Source organism: Nonomuraea maritima (genome assembly GCF_900100395.1).
In the GTDB taxonomy this organism is placed as follows: domain Bacteria; phylum Actinomycetota; class Actinomycetes; order Streptosporangiales; family Streptosporangiaceae; genus Nonomuraea; species Nonomuraea maritima.
On sequence record NZ_FNFB01000003.1, the window covers coordinates 386,696 to 401,092 of the forward strand.

The 14,397-nt window shown below is 70.0% G+C and carries 14 protein-coding genes and 2 pseudogenes; 8 read left to right on the forward strand and 8 right to left on the reverse strand.

What is annotated here, in order from left to right; all coding sequences use genetic code 11:
* Positions 1–151: 151 nt before the first annotated feature.
* Positions 152–298: pseudogene (locus BLR04_RS08625) on the forward strand (IS256 family transposase); the annotation flags it as partial.
* A 73-nt stretch (positions 299–371) separates the two neighbouring features.
* On the opposite strand, the gene BLR04_RS08630 reads toward BLR04_RS08625, so the two are convergent.
* Positions 372–914 (reverse strand): hypothetical protein, encoded by a 543-nt coding sequence (locus tag BLR04_RS08630; protein ID WP_090761461.1) that lies wholly within the window; start codon positions 912–914, stop codon positions 372–374.
* A gap of 605 nt (positions 915–1,519) precedes the next feature.
* On the opposite strand from BLR04_RS08630, the gene BLR04_RS08635 reads away from it, so the two are divergent.
* Positions 1,520–2,359 carry a transposase gene (locus BLR04_RS08635; protein ID WP_425413431.1) on the forward strand — a complete coding sequence of 280 codons (840 nt, stop codon included), beginning with the start codon at positions 1,520–1,522 and terminating at the stop codon, positions 2,357–2,359.
* 27 nt (positions 2,360–2,386) lie between these two features.
* Here the strand turns inward: BLR04_RS08635 and BLR04_RS08640 are convergent, their stop codons facing one another.
* On the reverse strand, positions 2,387–2,863 hold the full coding sequence (locus BLR04_RS08640) for a MarR family winged helix-turn-helix transcriptional regulator (protein WP_090761591.1): 477 nt from the start codon (positions 2,861–2,863) through the stop codon (positions 2,387–2,389).
* Between the two features lie 67 nt (positions 2,864–2,930).
* Between BLR04_RS08640 and BLR04_RS08645 the strand changes: the two genes are divergently transcribed.
* Both BLR04_RS08645 and BLR04_RS41650 read left to right on the forward strand, forming a co-directional pair.
* Positions 2,931–3,854 (forward strand): alpha/beta hydrolase, encoded by a 924-nt coding sequence (locus tag BLR04_RS08645; protein WP_090761463.1) that lies wholly within the window; start codon positions 2,931–2,933, stop codon positions 3,852–3,854.
* Between the two features lie 183 nt (positions 3,855–4,037).
* Positions 4,038–4,375 (forward strand): annotated as a pseudogene (locus BLR04_RS41650) (hypothetical protein); the annotation flags it as partial.
* Here BLR04_RS41650 and BLR04_RS08650 read toward each other — a convergent pair.
* Both BLR04_RS08650 and BLR04_RS08655 read right to left on the reverse strand, forming a co-directional pair.
* Positions 4,361–4,888, reverse strand: a complete 528-nt coding sequence (locus tag BLR04_RS08650) for a DinB family protein (RefSeq protein WP_090761465.1) — start codon at positions 4,886–4,888, stop codon at positions 4,361–4,363. The pseudogene BLR04_RS41650 and the gene BLR04_RS08650 sit on opposite strands and share 15 nt — an antisense overlap.
* Before the next feature lie 7 nt (positions 4,889–4,895).
* Positions 4,896–5,321, reverse strand: coding sequence for a hypothetical protein (locus BLR04_RS08655; protein WP_090761468.1), 426 nt, complete (start codon positions 5,319–5,321; stop codon positions 4,896–4,898).
* Between the two features lie 115 nt (positions 5,322–5,436).
* Between BLR04_RS08655 and BLR04_RS08660 the strand changes: the two genes are divergently transcribed.
* The gene (locus BLR04_RS08660) at positions 5,437–6,321 is read left to right on the forward strand and encodes a hypothetical protein (protein ID WP_143021988.1); all 885 of its coding nucleotides are present in this window, start codon (positions 5,437–5,439) and stop codon (positions 6,319–6,321) included.
* Here BLR04_RS08660 and BLR04_RS08665 read toward each other — a convergent pair.
* Positions 6,294–7,016 (reverse strand): VIT1/CCC1 transporter family protein, encoded by a 723-nt coding sequence (locus BLR04_RS08665; protein WP_090761472.1) that lies wholly within the window; start codon positions 7,014–7,016, stop codon positions 6,294–6,296. The two genes, BLR04_RS08660 and BLR04_RS08665, sit on opposite strands and share 28 nt — an antisense overlap.
* Before the next feature lie 164 nt (positions 7,017–7,180).
* Positions 7,181–7,375, reverse strand: coding sequence for a hypothetical protein (locus BLR04_RS08670; RefSeq protein ID WP_090761474.1), 195 nt, complete (start codon positions 7,373–7,375; stop codon positions 7,181–7,183).
* Positions 7,376–7,764: 389 nt separating this feature from the next.
* On the opposite strand from BLR04_RS08670, the gene BLR04_RS08675 reads away from it, so the two are divergent.
* Both BLR04_RS08675 and BLR04_RS08680 read left to right on the forward strand, forming a co-directional pair.
* Entirely contained in the window at positions 7,765–9,009 is a 1,245-nt protein-coding gene (locus BLR04_RS08675) for a hypothetical protein (RefSeq protein WP_090761476.1), read from the forward strand.
* Between the two features lie 142 nt (positions 9,010–9,151).
* The gene (locus BLR04_RS08680; protein WP_090761479.1) at positions 9,152–9,706 is read left to right on the forward strand and encodes a dihydrofolate reductase family protein; all 555 of its coding nucleotides are present in this window, start codon (positions 9,152–9,154) and stop codon (positions 9,704–9,706) included.
* Here BLR04_RS08680 and BLR04_RS08685 read toward each other — a convergent pair.
* Together BLR04_RS08685 and pulA are read right to left on the reverse strand one after the other, a co-directional pair.
* On the reverse strand, positions 9,691–10,341 hold the full coding sequence (locus BLR04_RS08685; RefSeq protein WP_245740114.1) for a hypothetical protein: 651 nt from the start codon (positions 10,339–10,341) through the stop codon (positions 9,691–9,693). The genes BLR04_RS08680 and BLR04_RS08685 overlap by 16 nt on opposite strands.
* 118 nt (positions 10,342–10,459) lie before the next feature.
* Positions 10,460–13,123, reverse strand: a complete 2,664-nt coding sequence (gene pulA, locus BLR04_RS08690) for a pullulanase-type alpha-1,6-glucosidase (protein ID WP_176903003.1) — start codon at positions 13,121–13,123, stop codon at positions 10,460–10,462.
* Positions 13,124–13,215: 92 nt separating this feature from the next.
* Here pulA and BLR04_RS08695 point away from each other — a divergent pair, with 92 nt between their 5' ends.
* A complete protein-coding gene (locus BLR04_RS08695) occupies positions 13,216–14,394 on the forward strand; it encodes an amidohydrolase family protein (RefSeq protein WP_245740115.1) in 1,179 nt (392 codons plus the stop codon).
* Positions 14,395–14,397 lie beyond the last annotated feature (3 nt).

Here is a 14,397-nt window from a genome sequence, read left to right on the forward strand (position 1 = left end):
GCGAGGCGGTCGCCTCGGGTGAGGCGCAGGCTGTACTGAACATCGCAGCCAGGGCGGGGTGGGAAGCTGCAGGCTCTGGCAGGTGCGGCGGATGCCCTGGGCCAGGGCGGCGGCCGGGGAGCGGTGCGGCTGGGTCGCGTGCAGGAAGAACGTCGGGGCGGTGCTGGCCGAGCAGACCGACGAATGGACCGAAGCCCGCCGCTACATGGGCCTGGACGTGCTGGCCAAGGCCCGTCTCCGGCTCATCGCCGGCGACACACCGGCCCCCAACCCGCTCCCGCAGACACTTACCGCTTGACCTGCAGAAAATAGGATCACTCGAAGATCGATTCATACACCACGTCCGTGGACGTGACCGACGGACGCTGGATTCAGCTGAGCGACTCGCGGTGGGCCAGCCGAGCCAGGAGTCCATCTACCCCTGTCGGGCGTCGGTGAGTCGAGGGCTGTGCCCGGATCCACTGGTAGGCGGCCGCGCGGTCGAGATCCTTTGGCCGGGTGCGGCCTTCGAGCCGACGAAGGATCTCGTCCGGTTCGCAGACGGTCACCTGGCAGTCTCCGATGTCCACTCGTCTGGCACTCGGCATGAGCTCGTCGTACGTGCCGCATAAGCGTGGCGGGACGTCCAACATGCCCAGGCGGGTGACGAACAGGTAGTCGAGCTGCTCCGCCGTGGCGGGGACTGGGCGCCATGCCCGGCAGTGATCGATGGTGAAGTCTTCCTGCCAGTCTGGGAGGAAGGCGGGTATCGCCTCGATCTCGTGGAGCGCGTCTGCGAGCCTTTGGAGGTTGGACGGTTCCAGGTGGGGTGTCACGTCGAGATCGTTCGGGGTGAGGTCCGCGCCGTAGAGGGCGAGCACGGTCGAGCCGGTCATGACCCAATCAACTCGATGGGTCGCGAGCAGGCGAAGCATCGGTTGGAGTTGTAGAGGGGGGCGGCTTGTGGGATCGAGCATCTGCGAAGTGTAATGACCGCTCATCGGGTCCTTCGCGTGTACGGGCCCGTTTCTGCCGTATTCCGTCCGCGCCCCTTCTGGGCTGGTAGCCCCTGGGGCAGGCAGATGGGATGGATCACCGGTCCCCCGCACCACCACCAAGCAAGATCGTCCGCACTGACCTTCCCTCATCCCGGAGCCTGCCCGCCCGGCGAGGGCATGCCCTTGACCTTTCCCTATCGCCTCTGGCCAGGTCGAAAGCAGGTCGATTATCAGCTGGTATGAAATCGGGGCGTTCGTCGGGAGTGGCTTGCCACCGTTGATCATCGGTGTGTGAAGACTGAAGATCATGCGAGTCGCAGCCTAGACCCTGCCCGCTGGCAGGAGGCGTTCGAGGTCCTGATGTCCCGGATAGCGGGCCGGTTCGCGCGGGTTGAACCCCGGCGTCGGGTGCGGGACTTGCTGCTGGGGCTGCTGTCGGACCTGCCGCGCAAGAACTGCTGGAGCATCGCCGAGCGGGCCGGGCAGGCCAGTCCGCATGGAATGCAGCACCTGCTCGGCCGGGCTGAGTGGGATGCGACACCGTGCGCGACACCGTGCGCGATGACGTGCGCGAGTACGTGCTGGAACATCTGCACGACGACGATGCGGTGCTGGTCGTCGATGAGACCGGGGACGTGAAGAAGGGCACGCACAGCGCCGGTACACCGGCACCGCCGGGAGGATCGAAAACGCTCAGGTCGCTGTCCACCTCGTCCATGCAGGCCGCCGCGGACACGCGGCGATCGACCGCGAGCTGTACGTCCCGCGCTCGTGGACGTGCGACCCGGACCCGCTGCCGGGCGGCGGGACCGGGCGAGGACACCGTCTTCGCGACCAAGCCGGAGCCGGCCGCCCGCATGATCGGCCGGTTCCTTGACGCCGGGCACCGTGTGGGCTGGGTCGCGGGCGATGAGGTCTACGGCGGCAACCCCAAGCTGGGGGCCGCGCTGGAAGAGCGCCAGGTCGGCTACGTGCTCGCCGTTGCTTGCTCGGCCGAAGTCACCACGGGCGCGGGGAAGTTCCGCGCGGATGCCCTGGCCGTGAAGGTGCCGAAGTGGGCCTGGCTGAAGCCGTCGGCGGGGGCCGGCGGCAAGGGGCACCGCTTCTACGACTGGGCCGTCATCGACCTGGCCGAACCCCGCCTCGGCAGCCACCAACCACTGATCCGCCGCAACCGCACCACCGGTGAACTGGCTTACTCCCGTTGCCGGTCGCCGGCTGGTGCGGGTCGCCGGGTCGAGATGGCGGGTGGAGGAGACCTTCCAGTCCGGAAAGGGCCTGGCCGGACTGGAAGGGCACCAGGTCCGCCGTTTCACCTCGTGGTGTCGCTGGGTCACCCTGGTCATGCTCGCCCATGCCTTTCTCGCCGTCGTCCGCGCTGACGAACACGCACTGGATGCGCATGCCGGTCAGCCTGTGGGCAGGCCGATCTGGTCGCGTTCGAGTACAGAGCGCAACTCCGAGAAGATCTGTGCGGCGGCCGGTCCTGAGGGACCGCCCAGGACGTCCGCGGTCAGCTCGGCCAGCGCTTTGGTGAAGGTCGCCTCCGCCGCCTCGACGAGTTGCAGGCCGGCGGCGGTCAGGTCCAGCAGTGATGAGCGGCGATCCGATGGATTAGTTCGCCGTATGACCCATGCCTGCTTCTCCAGGCGGTCGATGCCCTTGCTGGTCGCGCCGATCCCGATGGCGAATTCGGTGGCGAGGTCCGCGACCCGGGACCCGGGGTGGTCGCGCAGGAAGCGCAGGAACTCGAACTGCGAGGTGACGATCCCGTGCCGCTCGCGAAGGCGGTCGTTCAGCGCGTTGTAGAGGCGTGTCTCGCAGCGGACGAGATCGGCGAAGAAGCCCGGGAGGTCGATCGGGCCACGGCTTGACTTAGATGCCATGGCATATATTTTATCCTGCATGCCTAGGCATATAGTTCCTTGGCATGCACTCGCGATGGAGGCGACAATGAGCAGGCAGCAGCGCGCGGAGATCGACGCGATGGTCCGACGGCCTCAGCCGGAGGCCCCTCGGTCGGTGGAGGAGATTCGCGCCGGCTTCAGGGCGATGATGGGGGAAATGATCGTCCCGACTGGGATCCGCACCCGGACTGCGACGCTCGGCCATCGCCCCGCGGTGCTCGTCGAGCCGGTCGGCACTCCGAAGGCCGGGACGATCCTCTACTTTCACGGCGGCTCTTACGTGGTCGGTTCGCCGGAGACGGCGATGTCGCTGACGGGGAACCTGGTGACCAAAACAGGGTTCAGGGCGTTCTCCCTGGATTACCGGCTCGCCCCTGAGTATCCGTTCCCGGCCGCGATCGAGGATGGAGTGAGCGCCTACCGCGCACTTCTCGACAGCGGCGAAGGCCCTTCGGCGATCGCGTTCGCCGGGGACTCCGCCGGCGGCGGCCTCACTGTCACCACCTGCCTCGCCGCCCGCGAGGCGGGCCTGCCTATGCCCGCCGCAATCGTGGCGTTCTCCCCTGGACTTGACATGACCCGGACAGGCGAGAGCATGGACACCAAGGCGAGCATCGACCCGTTCTTCACGCGTGAGGGCCTGGAGCACACCGGGACCATGTACCTTGCGGGACAGGATCCGCAACAGCCCATGCTCAGTCCCGCCACCCTCGCCGACCTGACCGGCTTCCCTCCGATGCTTCTGCAGGCGGGCACCAACGAAATACTTCTGGACGACTCCACACGCATGGCCACGCGCGCGAGGGAAGCCGGAGTGGACGTCATCCTGGACATCACCGCCGACGTTCCACATGTCTTCCAGGCGTTCGCCGGCGTCCTGGACGAAGGCGACGAGGCACTGGACCGCGCCGCTCTCTTTCTCAGTCAGCACATCCGCGCCTCGGGCACGAAACGCACCTCGGCAGGCTGAAGCCCGCAGGCGGTCTCATATGGACCACGGCCCGGACCTCAGGCCCTGGCTCGCCGTTCCTGTTCCTGGCGGCCGGAACCCCAACTCGCTCCGAGGGCCGTTCAAGACCCCGGGGTGCGTTCTCCGCGGGCGGTGGCTCATGTGGGGATGCTGGATCTTCTTACGTGACGCGAGTGCAACAACCGCTTCCGGCAGTGGCGTGACGCAGGCGTCTTCCAAGCCCTGCTGGAAGGACTGATCACAGAGGCCGCGAAGCGGGGTGGAGCGGACCTGTCCCTGGTCAGCGTCGACTCCACCACTGTGCGCGCTCACCACGACGCTGCCGGGATGCACCTCGGCCAGGACGTCATCACCGCGCTGGAGAATGCCGTCGAGGACGAGAAGGCCAGGCAGAAGGGGGCGACCCCGAAGGACAAAATGGGCAGGATGCCGGGATCGGACCCGAGCGGGAAGGGCGGCGACGCGTCCGACGGCGGCGTGGCAGGACCGGTGTGCCGGGAGAGCGGCTACGCTCCCGTGGCCCCGTCGATGCGCTCTCGGATCAGGTCGGCGTGCCCGGTGTGGTGCGCGTACTCCTCCAGGAGGTGGATGTAGATCCAGCGGAGGCTGACCTTGCCGGTCGGCGCCCGGGGGTCGTCGGCCGGCTCGTCGAGGTCGATGTCCGCGACCGCGGCGTCGCAGGCAGCCGTCTCCGCGAGGAAGGCGGCGTAGTCGGCCTCGGCGTCGGCGTCGGCCACCAGGTCGAAGTCGCCGTCTTCGTACTCCTCCGTGATGTGCAGCTCGGGCAAGTTCTCGTGCAGGAACTTCTCGCGGAACCACCAGCGCTCGACTTCCGTCATGTGGCGCAGGATGCCGAGCAGCGTCAGGTTCGATGGCTCCACGGAGGCGGTCTTCAGTTGCTCGGAGGTGAGGCCGGCGCATTTGCGCAGCAGGAACAGCCGGCGGAGCTTCAACCAGTCGTCCAGCATCTCGCGTTCGCCACAGGCCATGTCCGTCCGGGTGCCCCGCTCTACGTCGGGTGCTGTCCACGTCATGTCATCATCATGACGACCCGCGCAACCGATTTTGCGCGTATGTGAGGGCGTCGGGGTCGACTTCTGGGTGCGTGAACCGTACGGGCTTGCCCAGAGACCGGGCGTAGGCGATCTCGGCTCGGGTGCTGTCTCCGATGTAGTCGCCGACCACGAGCACCTCATCAGCGAGCCGGATCTTCGCTCGGTGCAGATCGTCGAGTCGGGCCTTCAGCGCCTCGGCCTCGACGGGGTCGGACCACAGTTCGTGCGGCTTCTTCATGTCGCAACCCGGCTTGACGACGATCTTCCCGGCTGTGGTCTCCCGCAGATCGGCCTCGGTCATCTCGGTCATGAAACGGGTGGAGCCGCAGATCACGACGATACGCGGAAGGCTCAACCGCTCCTTCGCGTCGGCGAGTGCCTCTTCAGGGGTGAGCGGTTGGGGGTACGACACTGGTTCCTCCTGGTGGTGTGGTCCAAGGGGTACCTGCTGAACGTCCTTCGAGCGCTCACCCCTGGAACGGCCGATTTCACAGCATGCCCTGACGGAGCACCCCGATAATCTTCGGATGCTGCGATTACTCGCGATGCTCCTTACGGTGACCGTGCTCGCCGGCGGCGACCACCTGCTCCTCGGACGGCTCACCTTGCACGATCACGCGATCCGCGCCGTCTGGACCTGGCGGACCAGTGGCGCTGCGGAGATCTGGCGCGCCGGATTCGTCCCGACGGAGGGCCTGAACAAGATCCCGAGAGACGTGCGGAAGCGGATCTCGAGGGACGAGGAGTTCGGTTTCGCCGTGGCCGGTCCGCTCCCCGCGACCCCGCACCGGGCGCAGATCCGCTGGGACGACGGCTCCACCCTGCGGGTCCCCGTCATCAGCGCCCGCCAGGCGCTGATCGCGCTGTCGCCCTACGAGCAGGAGGCCTCCGCCCAGGACGATCGGGCGTACAAGCTGACCGCGGCCACCTTCACCACCACGCGGTTGCGGACCCTGCGCGGCATGGCCACGGTCCCGGCGTGGCGGATGCGCTTCTCGAACCTGCCCGGCCCGATCGTCCGCGTCGCGGTCGACCGCCGCACGCTCGGCACCGTCGAGGACGCCATCGGCGACCACCTTCCCGCCGACATCAGCGGCTTCGAGGTGCTCGACCAGCGCACGCTGCAGGTGACCTACGAGTACGGCATCTGCTCACGTCGCCGGCCGCCGACCGTCCACCCGCGAGCCGAGGAGTGGTCCGACGTGGTGGTCCTCGGAGTCGAGGTCCAGGAGCAGCACCCGAGGGGCGGCATGTGTGCGGGCGTCGGCGCATCCGGCACGGGTGTCGTGCGGTTGGAGAAGCCGCTCGGTGATCGGGTCGTGCTGGACGCGCGGAGCAGGCTTCCCGTCTGCCTCCACTGGGAGGCGCCCTGCGCAGCAGTACGTCAGGACACTGCGACGCCCAGCAGGTGACCGAGGCCGAAGGTCACCGTGGCGGCGCCGACGCCCAGAACGAGCTGGCGCAATCCGCCCCGCCACCACGGGCGCGCGGTCATCACCGCCACCGCGGCCCCGAACCCGAACAATGCCAGCACGCTCAGCACCAGCGCGACCAGCAGCCCCGACCCCCCGAGCAGGAACGGCGCGAGCGGTACGAGCGCTCCCACGGCGAACGCGCAGAACGATGACGCGGCGGCCAGGCGGGGAGAGGGCAGGTCGTCGGGGTCGACGCCGAGCTCCTCGCGTACGTGGACGCGCAGGGCCTGCTCGGGGTCGGCCGACAGCCCTTCGGCGACGCGTTCGGCCAGCTCGGCGTCGAGCCCGCGCGACCGGTAGAGCGCTGCCAGCTCGGCCTGCTCGCCCACGGGGTTGCGGGCCAGCTCGCGCCGCTCGACGGCGATCTCGGCGCGCATCAGCTCGGTCTGCGACTTGACGGACGTGTACTCGCCGGCGGCCATGGAGCAGGCCCCGGCTACCAGCCCGGCGCACCCGGCCAGCACCGCACCGCGTCCGGCCCCGGCGGCGCCGACCACGCCGGCGATCAACGCGAAGTTGGACACGAGCCCGTCCATCGCCCCGAACACCGCCGGACGCAGCCAGCCGCCGTTCACGTCACGGTGGCTGTGGTGCTGTTCGGGCGAGTACGGCCGATCGAGCTCGATGGTCATGGAAATACCTCCGCTTCTTCGGCTTTGTCCCAAATCTGGCAGATGGGAATCAAGATCTGCAACGAAGGAAAGGCTTGCCTGGCCTGGGAAAAGACGCCTCGTGATCGGGCCGCCGGAGGCCGGTCCGGCCGACCGGACCTCCGGCGCGAAGGTGGCCGGCGACGTCAGAGGCGCGGGACGAACGGCGCCGGCACCGTGGGGTCGACCCCGTTGAGAGCGAGGACGACGATGGCGCCCAGGAAGAAGATCCACCTCAGCGCGCGAATGGACGTCACGAGGACCTTCGAGGGGACCGCCACGGTCAGTGTGGCGCGGTTGTCTGACTTGTCCGGTCGGCCGGACGGTGCGCTCTGCGGCACCGGCTTCTCCTTCGACTTCCATGACTTATGGGAATGCCGGAACAGGGGCGACTACGCGCCCCGGAACCGACATATGCGGAAAAAGGCAAAATCCGCCGCGGCGACGGCGGGCCTTCTGTGGGTGTTCGCCGGTGACGACTTACTTTCCGATGACCTCGGGGCAGCCGCTTTTACCAGCGCATGGCGAAATCGTAGAGTGACCGTGCCAGGAAGCGTCCCGCAACATGCCGGAGAAACGGTCAAGTTTGCAGCCCACAGAAAACGCCTCGGGCGGCAGAACCAGCGTCAAGTCAGAGGCATCGAAGTCAACGTGACATCCGCCCGCAGGACGGTGAGCTCCGTCCTGCGGAGACACCGCCGCGAAGCCGCCCATATTTCAGGAGTCGACGATGGACAACGAGATTCAGCTGATCAGTGATGGCGACGGGCTGGCGGTCATCGGGAATCCGGCCGACGTCGAACGCTTCCTCACCTCCGAGGGGCTGTCGTCGAGGGACCTCGGCGTCCAACGGCTCGAATCTGTTCTCACAGCAGGGGCCTGCGCCGCGCAGACAGGTTCCGAGGTCGTCGCCAACTCAGGTCGATGGATGAAGCTGACCAATGAGTCCGCACGGCTGGTCGAGAAGTACGGGCTGAGGAAAAGTGCGACGTCGGGTCTCAGCACAGGGGTGCTGAAGGGGAACAGCGGCCAGATCAAAGGCTTCGTGGAATTCGCGAAGGGACCCATGACCAACCCGGCGCTTCTGGCGGGCGCCGCAGGGATCATGGCGCAGGTCGCGATGCGACTGACCATGGACGAGATCACCGACTATCTCGCCACGATCGACCAGAAGGTCGACGACGTGCTCCGCGCCCAGAAGGACGCCGTGCTGGCCGACATGATCGGCGTGGCGCTCGTCGTCGAGGAGGTCATGACGGTCCGCGAGGAGGTGGGCCGCGTCTCCGAGGTCACGTGGTCGAAAGTGCAGGCCGCCCCGGCGACGATCGCACGAACCCAGGCGTACGCGTTGCGGCAGCTCGACGCGCTCATGGAACAGATGGACGGCAAGACCTCGATCGGGCAGCTCGTCAGGACGTCCGGTGAAGCCCAGCGCAAGGTCCTGGAGTGGCTCGCCGTGCTGGCTCGCTGCTTCCAGCTGCAGGACGCGATCGCCGTGCTCGAACTCGACCGGGTACTGGACGCGTCCCCTGACGAGCTCGACCGGCATCGCCTCGCGCTGCGGGCCGCACGCCGGAACCGGCTCGAACTGATCTCGCAGAGCACCGAGCAGCTGCTGTCCCGCATGGCGGCGGCCGCCGACCTGGCCAACGCGAAGGTGCTGCTGCACCCGACCACGTCGCGGGCCGTGGTGCGGTCGAGCGAGCATGTCGCGACCGCCGTGGCCGACTTCCACGAGCGGCTCGGGATCGAGCGGGAGCGGCAGTCATGGGAGGCGAGGCGATGGGCGGACGCGGTCGCCGAGGTGAGGGACAAGGTCCTGGAGACGGGAGCCGAAGGCGTCGGCGCCGCCAGGCACCTCGGCAACGAGACCCTCGGCCGCGCCAGATCGGTGACGGGCAGGCTCTCCAGCGGGATCGCCGAGCGCGCACTCCGGCTCCGCGGGGCCGACGGGGAACGCGAAGAGGCCGAGTGAGGGCACTCTCCGGGCCGGCTGCGACGCTCAGCAGCACAAGTCGGTGGTCGGCAGGACTCCCCGAGCGCCCGTTGAGTCAGCGACCGGCCAGTTCCGGGGCTTCGGGCGGTCTGTCCTTCGGACGACAGCAGAGGAGGAGTCGGTGGGCAAGATCATTTACTGGATGAACGCCTCGGTCGACGGCTACATCGAGAAGGCCGGCGGCGGGATGGATTTCTTCGAACCGAGCGAGGATTTTCGGCAGGAGGCGAACGAGCATGTTCGCCGGATGTCGGCGTTCCTGTTCGGGCGGCGGCTGTACGAGGCTATGGAGCAGCCCTGGACGCAGGAACTCGGTAAGGAAGGCGCCCCCGCCGTCGAGCGGGAGTTCGCCCGGCTGTACCAGGAGACGCCGCGGTACGTCTTCTCCGACACCGTCCAGAACGTCCCCGAAGGCGTCACGATCGTCCGCAGCGTGGACGCCGCGTCCGTGGTGACGCGGCTCAAGCAGGAGATCGACGGCACCCTCCAGCTCGGCGGCCCCGAGCTGGCCGCGTCGCTGATCGACCTGATCGACGAGTTCTGGGTGTACGCGTTCCCCGTGATCGCCGGAGGCGGCAAGCCGTACCTGCCCGTACGGGAAGAACTACCGCTGCGCCTGGTCGAGAACCGTTGCCTCGCCTCGGGGATCACCTTCCGCCGCTACGTGCGCCCCTGACCGGCCAGCAGACCGGTGGGGACGGTCACCGAGGGGCCGCGGATCAGGGCGACGCAGTCGGTGATCGCGTCCTCGAGCAGTTGCCGCAGCAGCGCGTCCGGGTCGGGGGCGCACGCCTGGACGATGCCCACCACCGACAGCTGCACCGCGTTGGGCGCGGCGTAACGGCGGAAACCCCGCTCGGTGATCCTGGCCGCCCTGCTGAAGCGCCTGGCCTGCTCCGCCGCCTGCGGCACCTCCTCCATGGCGCGCCGGCTCCGCTCGCTCATCCGCCCCGACGGCGCGCCGTCGAGCCGGGCCAGCATCTCCTCGGCCGCGAGCACCGACACCGCGAGCGCGAGCTGCCGCTCGGCCGCCGCGACCGGCAGCGCCGTGGTGGCGCAGCGCAGCGCGATCCGCGCGTCGACCCGCAGGTCGTCGCTGGTCAGCCCGATGATGGACGGCACCAGCCCGACCAGCTTGGCCCTGCTCTCGTCGCCGGTGTTGTCGTTGATGAGCCGGGCGAGTGCGGCCAGCAAGGGGTGGGTGCAGGACGGGTGGTCGCTCCAGCGCTCACCGGCCAGGTACGAGGCCAGCTCCATGAAACACGCACCGCGCTTGGGGTTGCGATGCCTGCCGCGCGAAAGGACCGGCATGTGATCAAGGTGATTGTCCACGGGTGCTCCACTGCTCCACGCGATCGCCGTCTATCCAGTCTGCGTCGCCGTGCGGCACAACGCCAGTGCTGCGGGACATACCCGCATCAGGGATGCCCTACCCGGCAGGAGACCCGACGAACACCGCGACCGTCCGCGCCGGGACCGTGAGCGCGCGGGTGGCCGGGTCGTACGCCGACGCGCGCACGACGGGGTCGTGTCCGGCCGCCTGGACGGGGTGCAGCGCGAGCGTCTCCCCTGGCGCGACCGGGACGTCCTGGACCTGCGGGTGCGGTGTGGCGTTGAAGACGACCGTGACGGACGACCAGCGCGGGTCGAGACCGTCCGTCCTGACGTGCAGAGCGATCACGCCGTCCGCCGAGCCGGGGAACGACAGCCGCCGCCGTACCTCGTCGGCGGACCCCAGCGCGAACGCCGGCGAGGAGGCCCGGATCCGCAGCAGCTCCCCGAACCCGGCGCGGGCGGCGTCGATCGCCGCGCAGCCGGGCCGCAGCGCGGGGTCGGCCAGCAACGGGCGGGCGTACGGCCAGCGCGCCTCGTTGTCGGCCCTGGGCGGCAGGCCCGCGCCGAAGCCGTTGCCCTGCGAGCAGTCCCACAGCAGCCGGTTGAACCAGTCGCCCGAGTCGTAGGAGTTGCGGTCGAGCGACTTCGACCGCAGCCGCTCCGACCCCGCGTGCACGAACGCCGCCCCCTGGGCCAGCAGCACCGTCGCCAGCGACAGCAGCTGCATGCGCACCCGGTCGTCCATCGAGGTGTGCTGCGGCAGCTTGTACGCCAGCGCGTCGAACAGCGTCTCGTTGTCGTGCGCGTCCACGTACGTGACGGCCTCGCCGGGAGCGGCCGTGTACCCGGCGGGCCCGCCGTTGTAGTCGAGCTCGGACGACCGCACCCCGGACGGCAGCACGTAGTCGGCCAGGCTGCCGGTCAGCCCGACCCGGATCAGGTCGCAGTAGTGGGCCAGCCGTGCCCGCTGCTGCTCGGGGCCGCCGCCCGCGGGGGAGCCGTTCGGGTCGCCCGCCAGCCCGGAGCCGAATCCCTGCACGCGCGGGTCGGCGTCGAACGGGCCGCCGCCGCGCACCGCGTCGCGCATCCGGTCGCTGAACGTGGCGATGCCGGTCCCGGCCATGCGCGTCTGCGTCGCCTGCTCGAACCGCGCGCCGCCGGCCACCTCGCCGAAGTCCCAGCCCTCGCCGTACAGGACGACGGCGCGGCCGTCCACGCCGTCGCGGTCGAGGGTGAGCGCGTCGAGCGCGCGGCGGACGGCGAGGATGTTGGCCTTCGGGTGGTGTCCCATGAGGTCGAAGCGGAACCCGTCGACCCGGTAGCGGCGCGCCCACATCACCACCGAGTCCACCACGTAACGGCCGGCCATCAGGTGCTCGGGCGCGAGGCCGGGGCAGCAGGTGGACGTCGCCACCGTGCCGTCGTCCAGCAGCCGGTGGTAGTAGCCGGGCACGATCGGGTCGAGCACGCGGATGTCGTAGGTGTGGTTGTACACGACGTCCATGACCACCCGCAGCCCGGCCCGGTTGAGCGCGGCGACCATGCCACGGAACTCCCTGATCCGCTGGTCGGGGTCGGTCGCGTACGAGCCCTCCGGCACCGAGTGGTGCAACGGGTCGTACCCCCAGTTGAAGGAGTCGGTGGCGGCGGTGCGGGCGACGCACTCCTGCTGCAGCTCGGAGTCGGGGGGCAGCGCGGCGAGGTCGCAGTCCGGCTCGACGCGGTCGGCCCGCCGCTCGGGCACCGTCGCGAAGTCGAACACCGGCAGCAGGTGGACGTGCGTCACTCCGTCGGCGGCCAGCGCCCGCAGCTCGCGCGTCCCGGCGCCGTCCACCCCGAAGGCCGCGTACGTGCCGCGCAGCTCCTGCGGGACGGTCGCGTCGGAGGCGGAGAAGTCGCGCACGTGCAACTCGTAGATCACGGCCCGTTCGAGGGGCACGGCGGCGGGCTTGGCCAGGCGGTCCCAGCCGGGCGGCTTGTGCGCGGCGGCGTCCGGCGCGGTGAGCACGCTGCGCGCGCCGTCGGGGGTGACGAGCACGCCGTACGGGTCGGTGACCTCGTTCGTGACCACCTCGCCGGCGGCGGGGGAGTAGACGGTGACCTGGAACGTGTACGCGCGGCCGTACCAGGTGGGCAGGCCGCGCACCGACCACACGCCGGTCGCGTCGTCGCGCCGCATCCGGTGCACGGTGCGGCGGGAGCCGTACAGGACGAGTTCGACCGTGCGCGCGGTCGGCGCCCACAGCGACAGCCTGGGGAACAGGCCGCCGTTCTGGCCCAGCGGGACGGTGGCCGCCGCCGCGTACAGGTCGTCCAGCACGCCGGGGATCTGCACCCCGGTCACGGCCGCGAGCGTGCCGCCGGCGTCCCAGGCGGCGGCGACGACCCGGCCGCGCAGCGCCTCGGCGGCCAGGCCGATGTCACGCGGGTCGACGGTGAGGGCCGTACGGCCGGCCAGGTGCGGCCACCGGCGCAGCTGCTCCGCGTCGAACGTCCCAGGCCGCAGCGCGATGTGCCGCTCGTCGCCCTCCGGAGCATCCGGGTGGGACGGGCGCCGGCCCGCGCTGAGGACGAGACAGTGCCGCAGCGACGGCTCGACCCGCCAGGCCACCGTCGCGCGGTCGATCCAGTGGGCGGACGCCTCGCTCGGAGCGCCCTCGATGTGGTCGCTCAGGCTCTTCGCCCCCTCGGCGATCGGCACCTCGGACAGCCGTCGTCGTTCCCGCCCGCCGGGGCGGCCATGCGGATCGTCGCGCAAACTGCTGCTACAGGCGTCCGGCCCGTGTTCGTCCGCTCCCGGTCGGGGAAAGGGTCCCGAGGGTACGAGATCCGACGGGGGAGGGGCCGCCAGTGTCGATCGGACTCGATCTCGTGCCCGGCGAGCTGGCCCTCGCCATCGAGGGGCTGCCCCTCGTCGACCACCACGCGCACGGCGTGTCCACGCAGACCCTGCCGCGCGCGGCGTTCGAGGCGCTGATCACCGAGTCCGACCGGCCGGTGCCGGAGTGGATGACCCAGTTCGACTCGCAGGTCGGCTTCGCCATCCTGCGCCACTGCGCGCCCCTGCTGGGACTGCAGCCGTCCTGCACCCCCGAGGAGTACCTCGCGCGCCGCGCGCGCCTCGGCGCGGCCGAGATCAGCCGCACCCTGCTCGGCGCCGCCAGGATCGGCCATTTCCTCGTCGAGACCGGCTACCGGGCCGGGGAGGTGCTCGGCCCGTCCGGGATGGCCGAGCTGACCGGCGTGCCCGCCGACGAGGTGGTGCGGCTCGAGGCGGTGGCCGAGCAGGTGGCGGCCGACGGGTGCGGAGCGGCCGCGTTCGCCCGGCGGTTCGAGGAGGCGCTGTGGGAACGCACGCGGACGGCGCGCGGCCTCAAGACCGTCGCCGCCTACCGCTGCGGCCTCGACTTCGACCCCACGCCGCCGCCGTCCGAGGAGGTCACGCAGGCCGCCGGACGCTGGCTCGCCGCAGGGGGCGGACGGCTGGACGACCCCGTGCTGGTGCGCCACCTCGTCTGGTGCGGCCTCGAACGCGGGCTGCCCCTGCAGTTCCACATCGGGTACGGCGACCCCGACGTCGACCTGCGCCGCTGCGACCCGCTGCTGCTGCGCGGGCTCATCGAGCTGGCCGAGCCCACCGGGGTGCCGATCATGCTGCTGCACTGCTACCCGTACCAGCGGAACGCGGGGTTCCTCACCCAGGCGTACCCGAACGTGTTCTTCGACGTGGGGCTCGGCGTCCACTTCTCGGGCGCGCGCGCCGACGCGCTGGTGGCGGAGAGCCTGGAACTCGCGCCGTTCGCGAAGGTGCTGTTCTCCTCCGACGGGTTCGGGCCTGCCGAGCTGCACTACCTCGGGGCGGAGCTGTGGCGGCGGGCGATGCAGCGGGTGCTGGGCGGCTTCGTGACCGAGGGGGAGTGGTCGGCCGCGCAGGCGGCGCGGGTGGCGGCCATGGTGGGCGGCGGGAACGCCCGGCGCGTCTACGGCCTGGGCGTTCCCGGACAGCCGGACTGTGATGGGGGTGCGTGACGG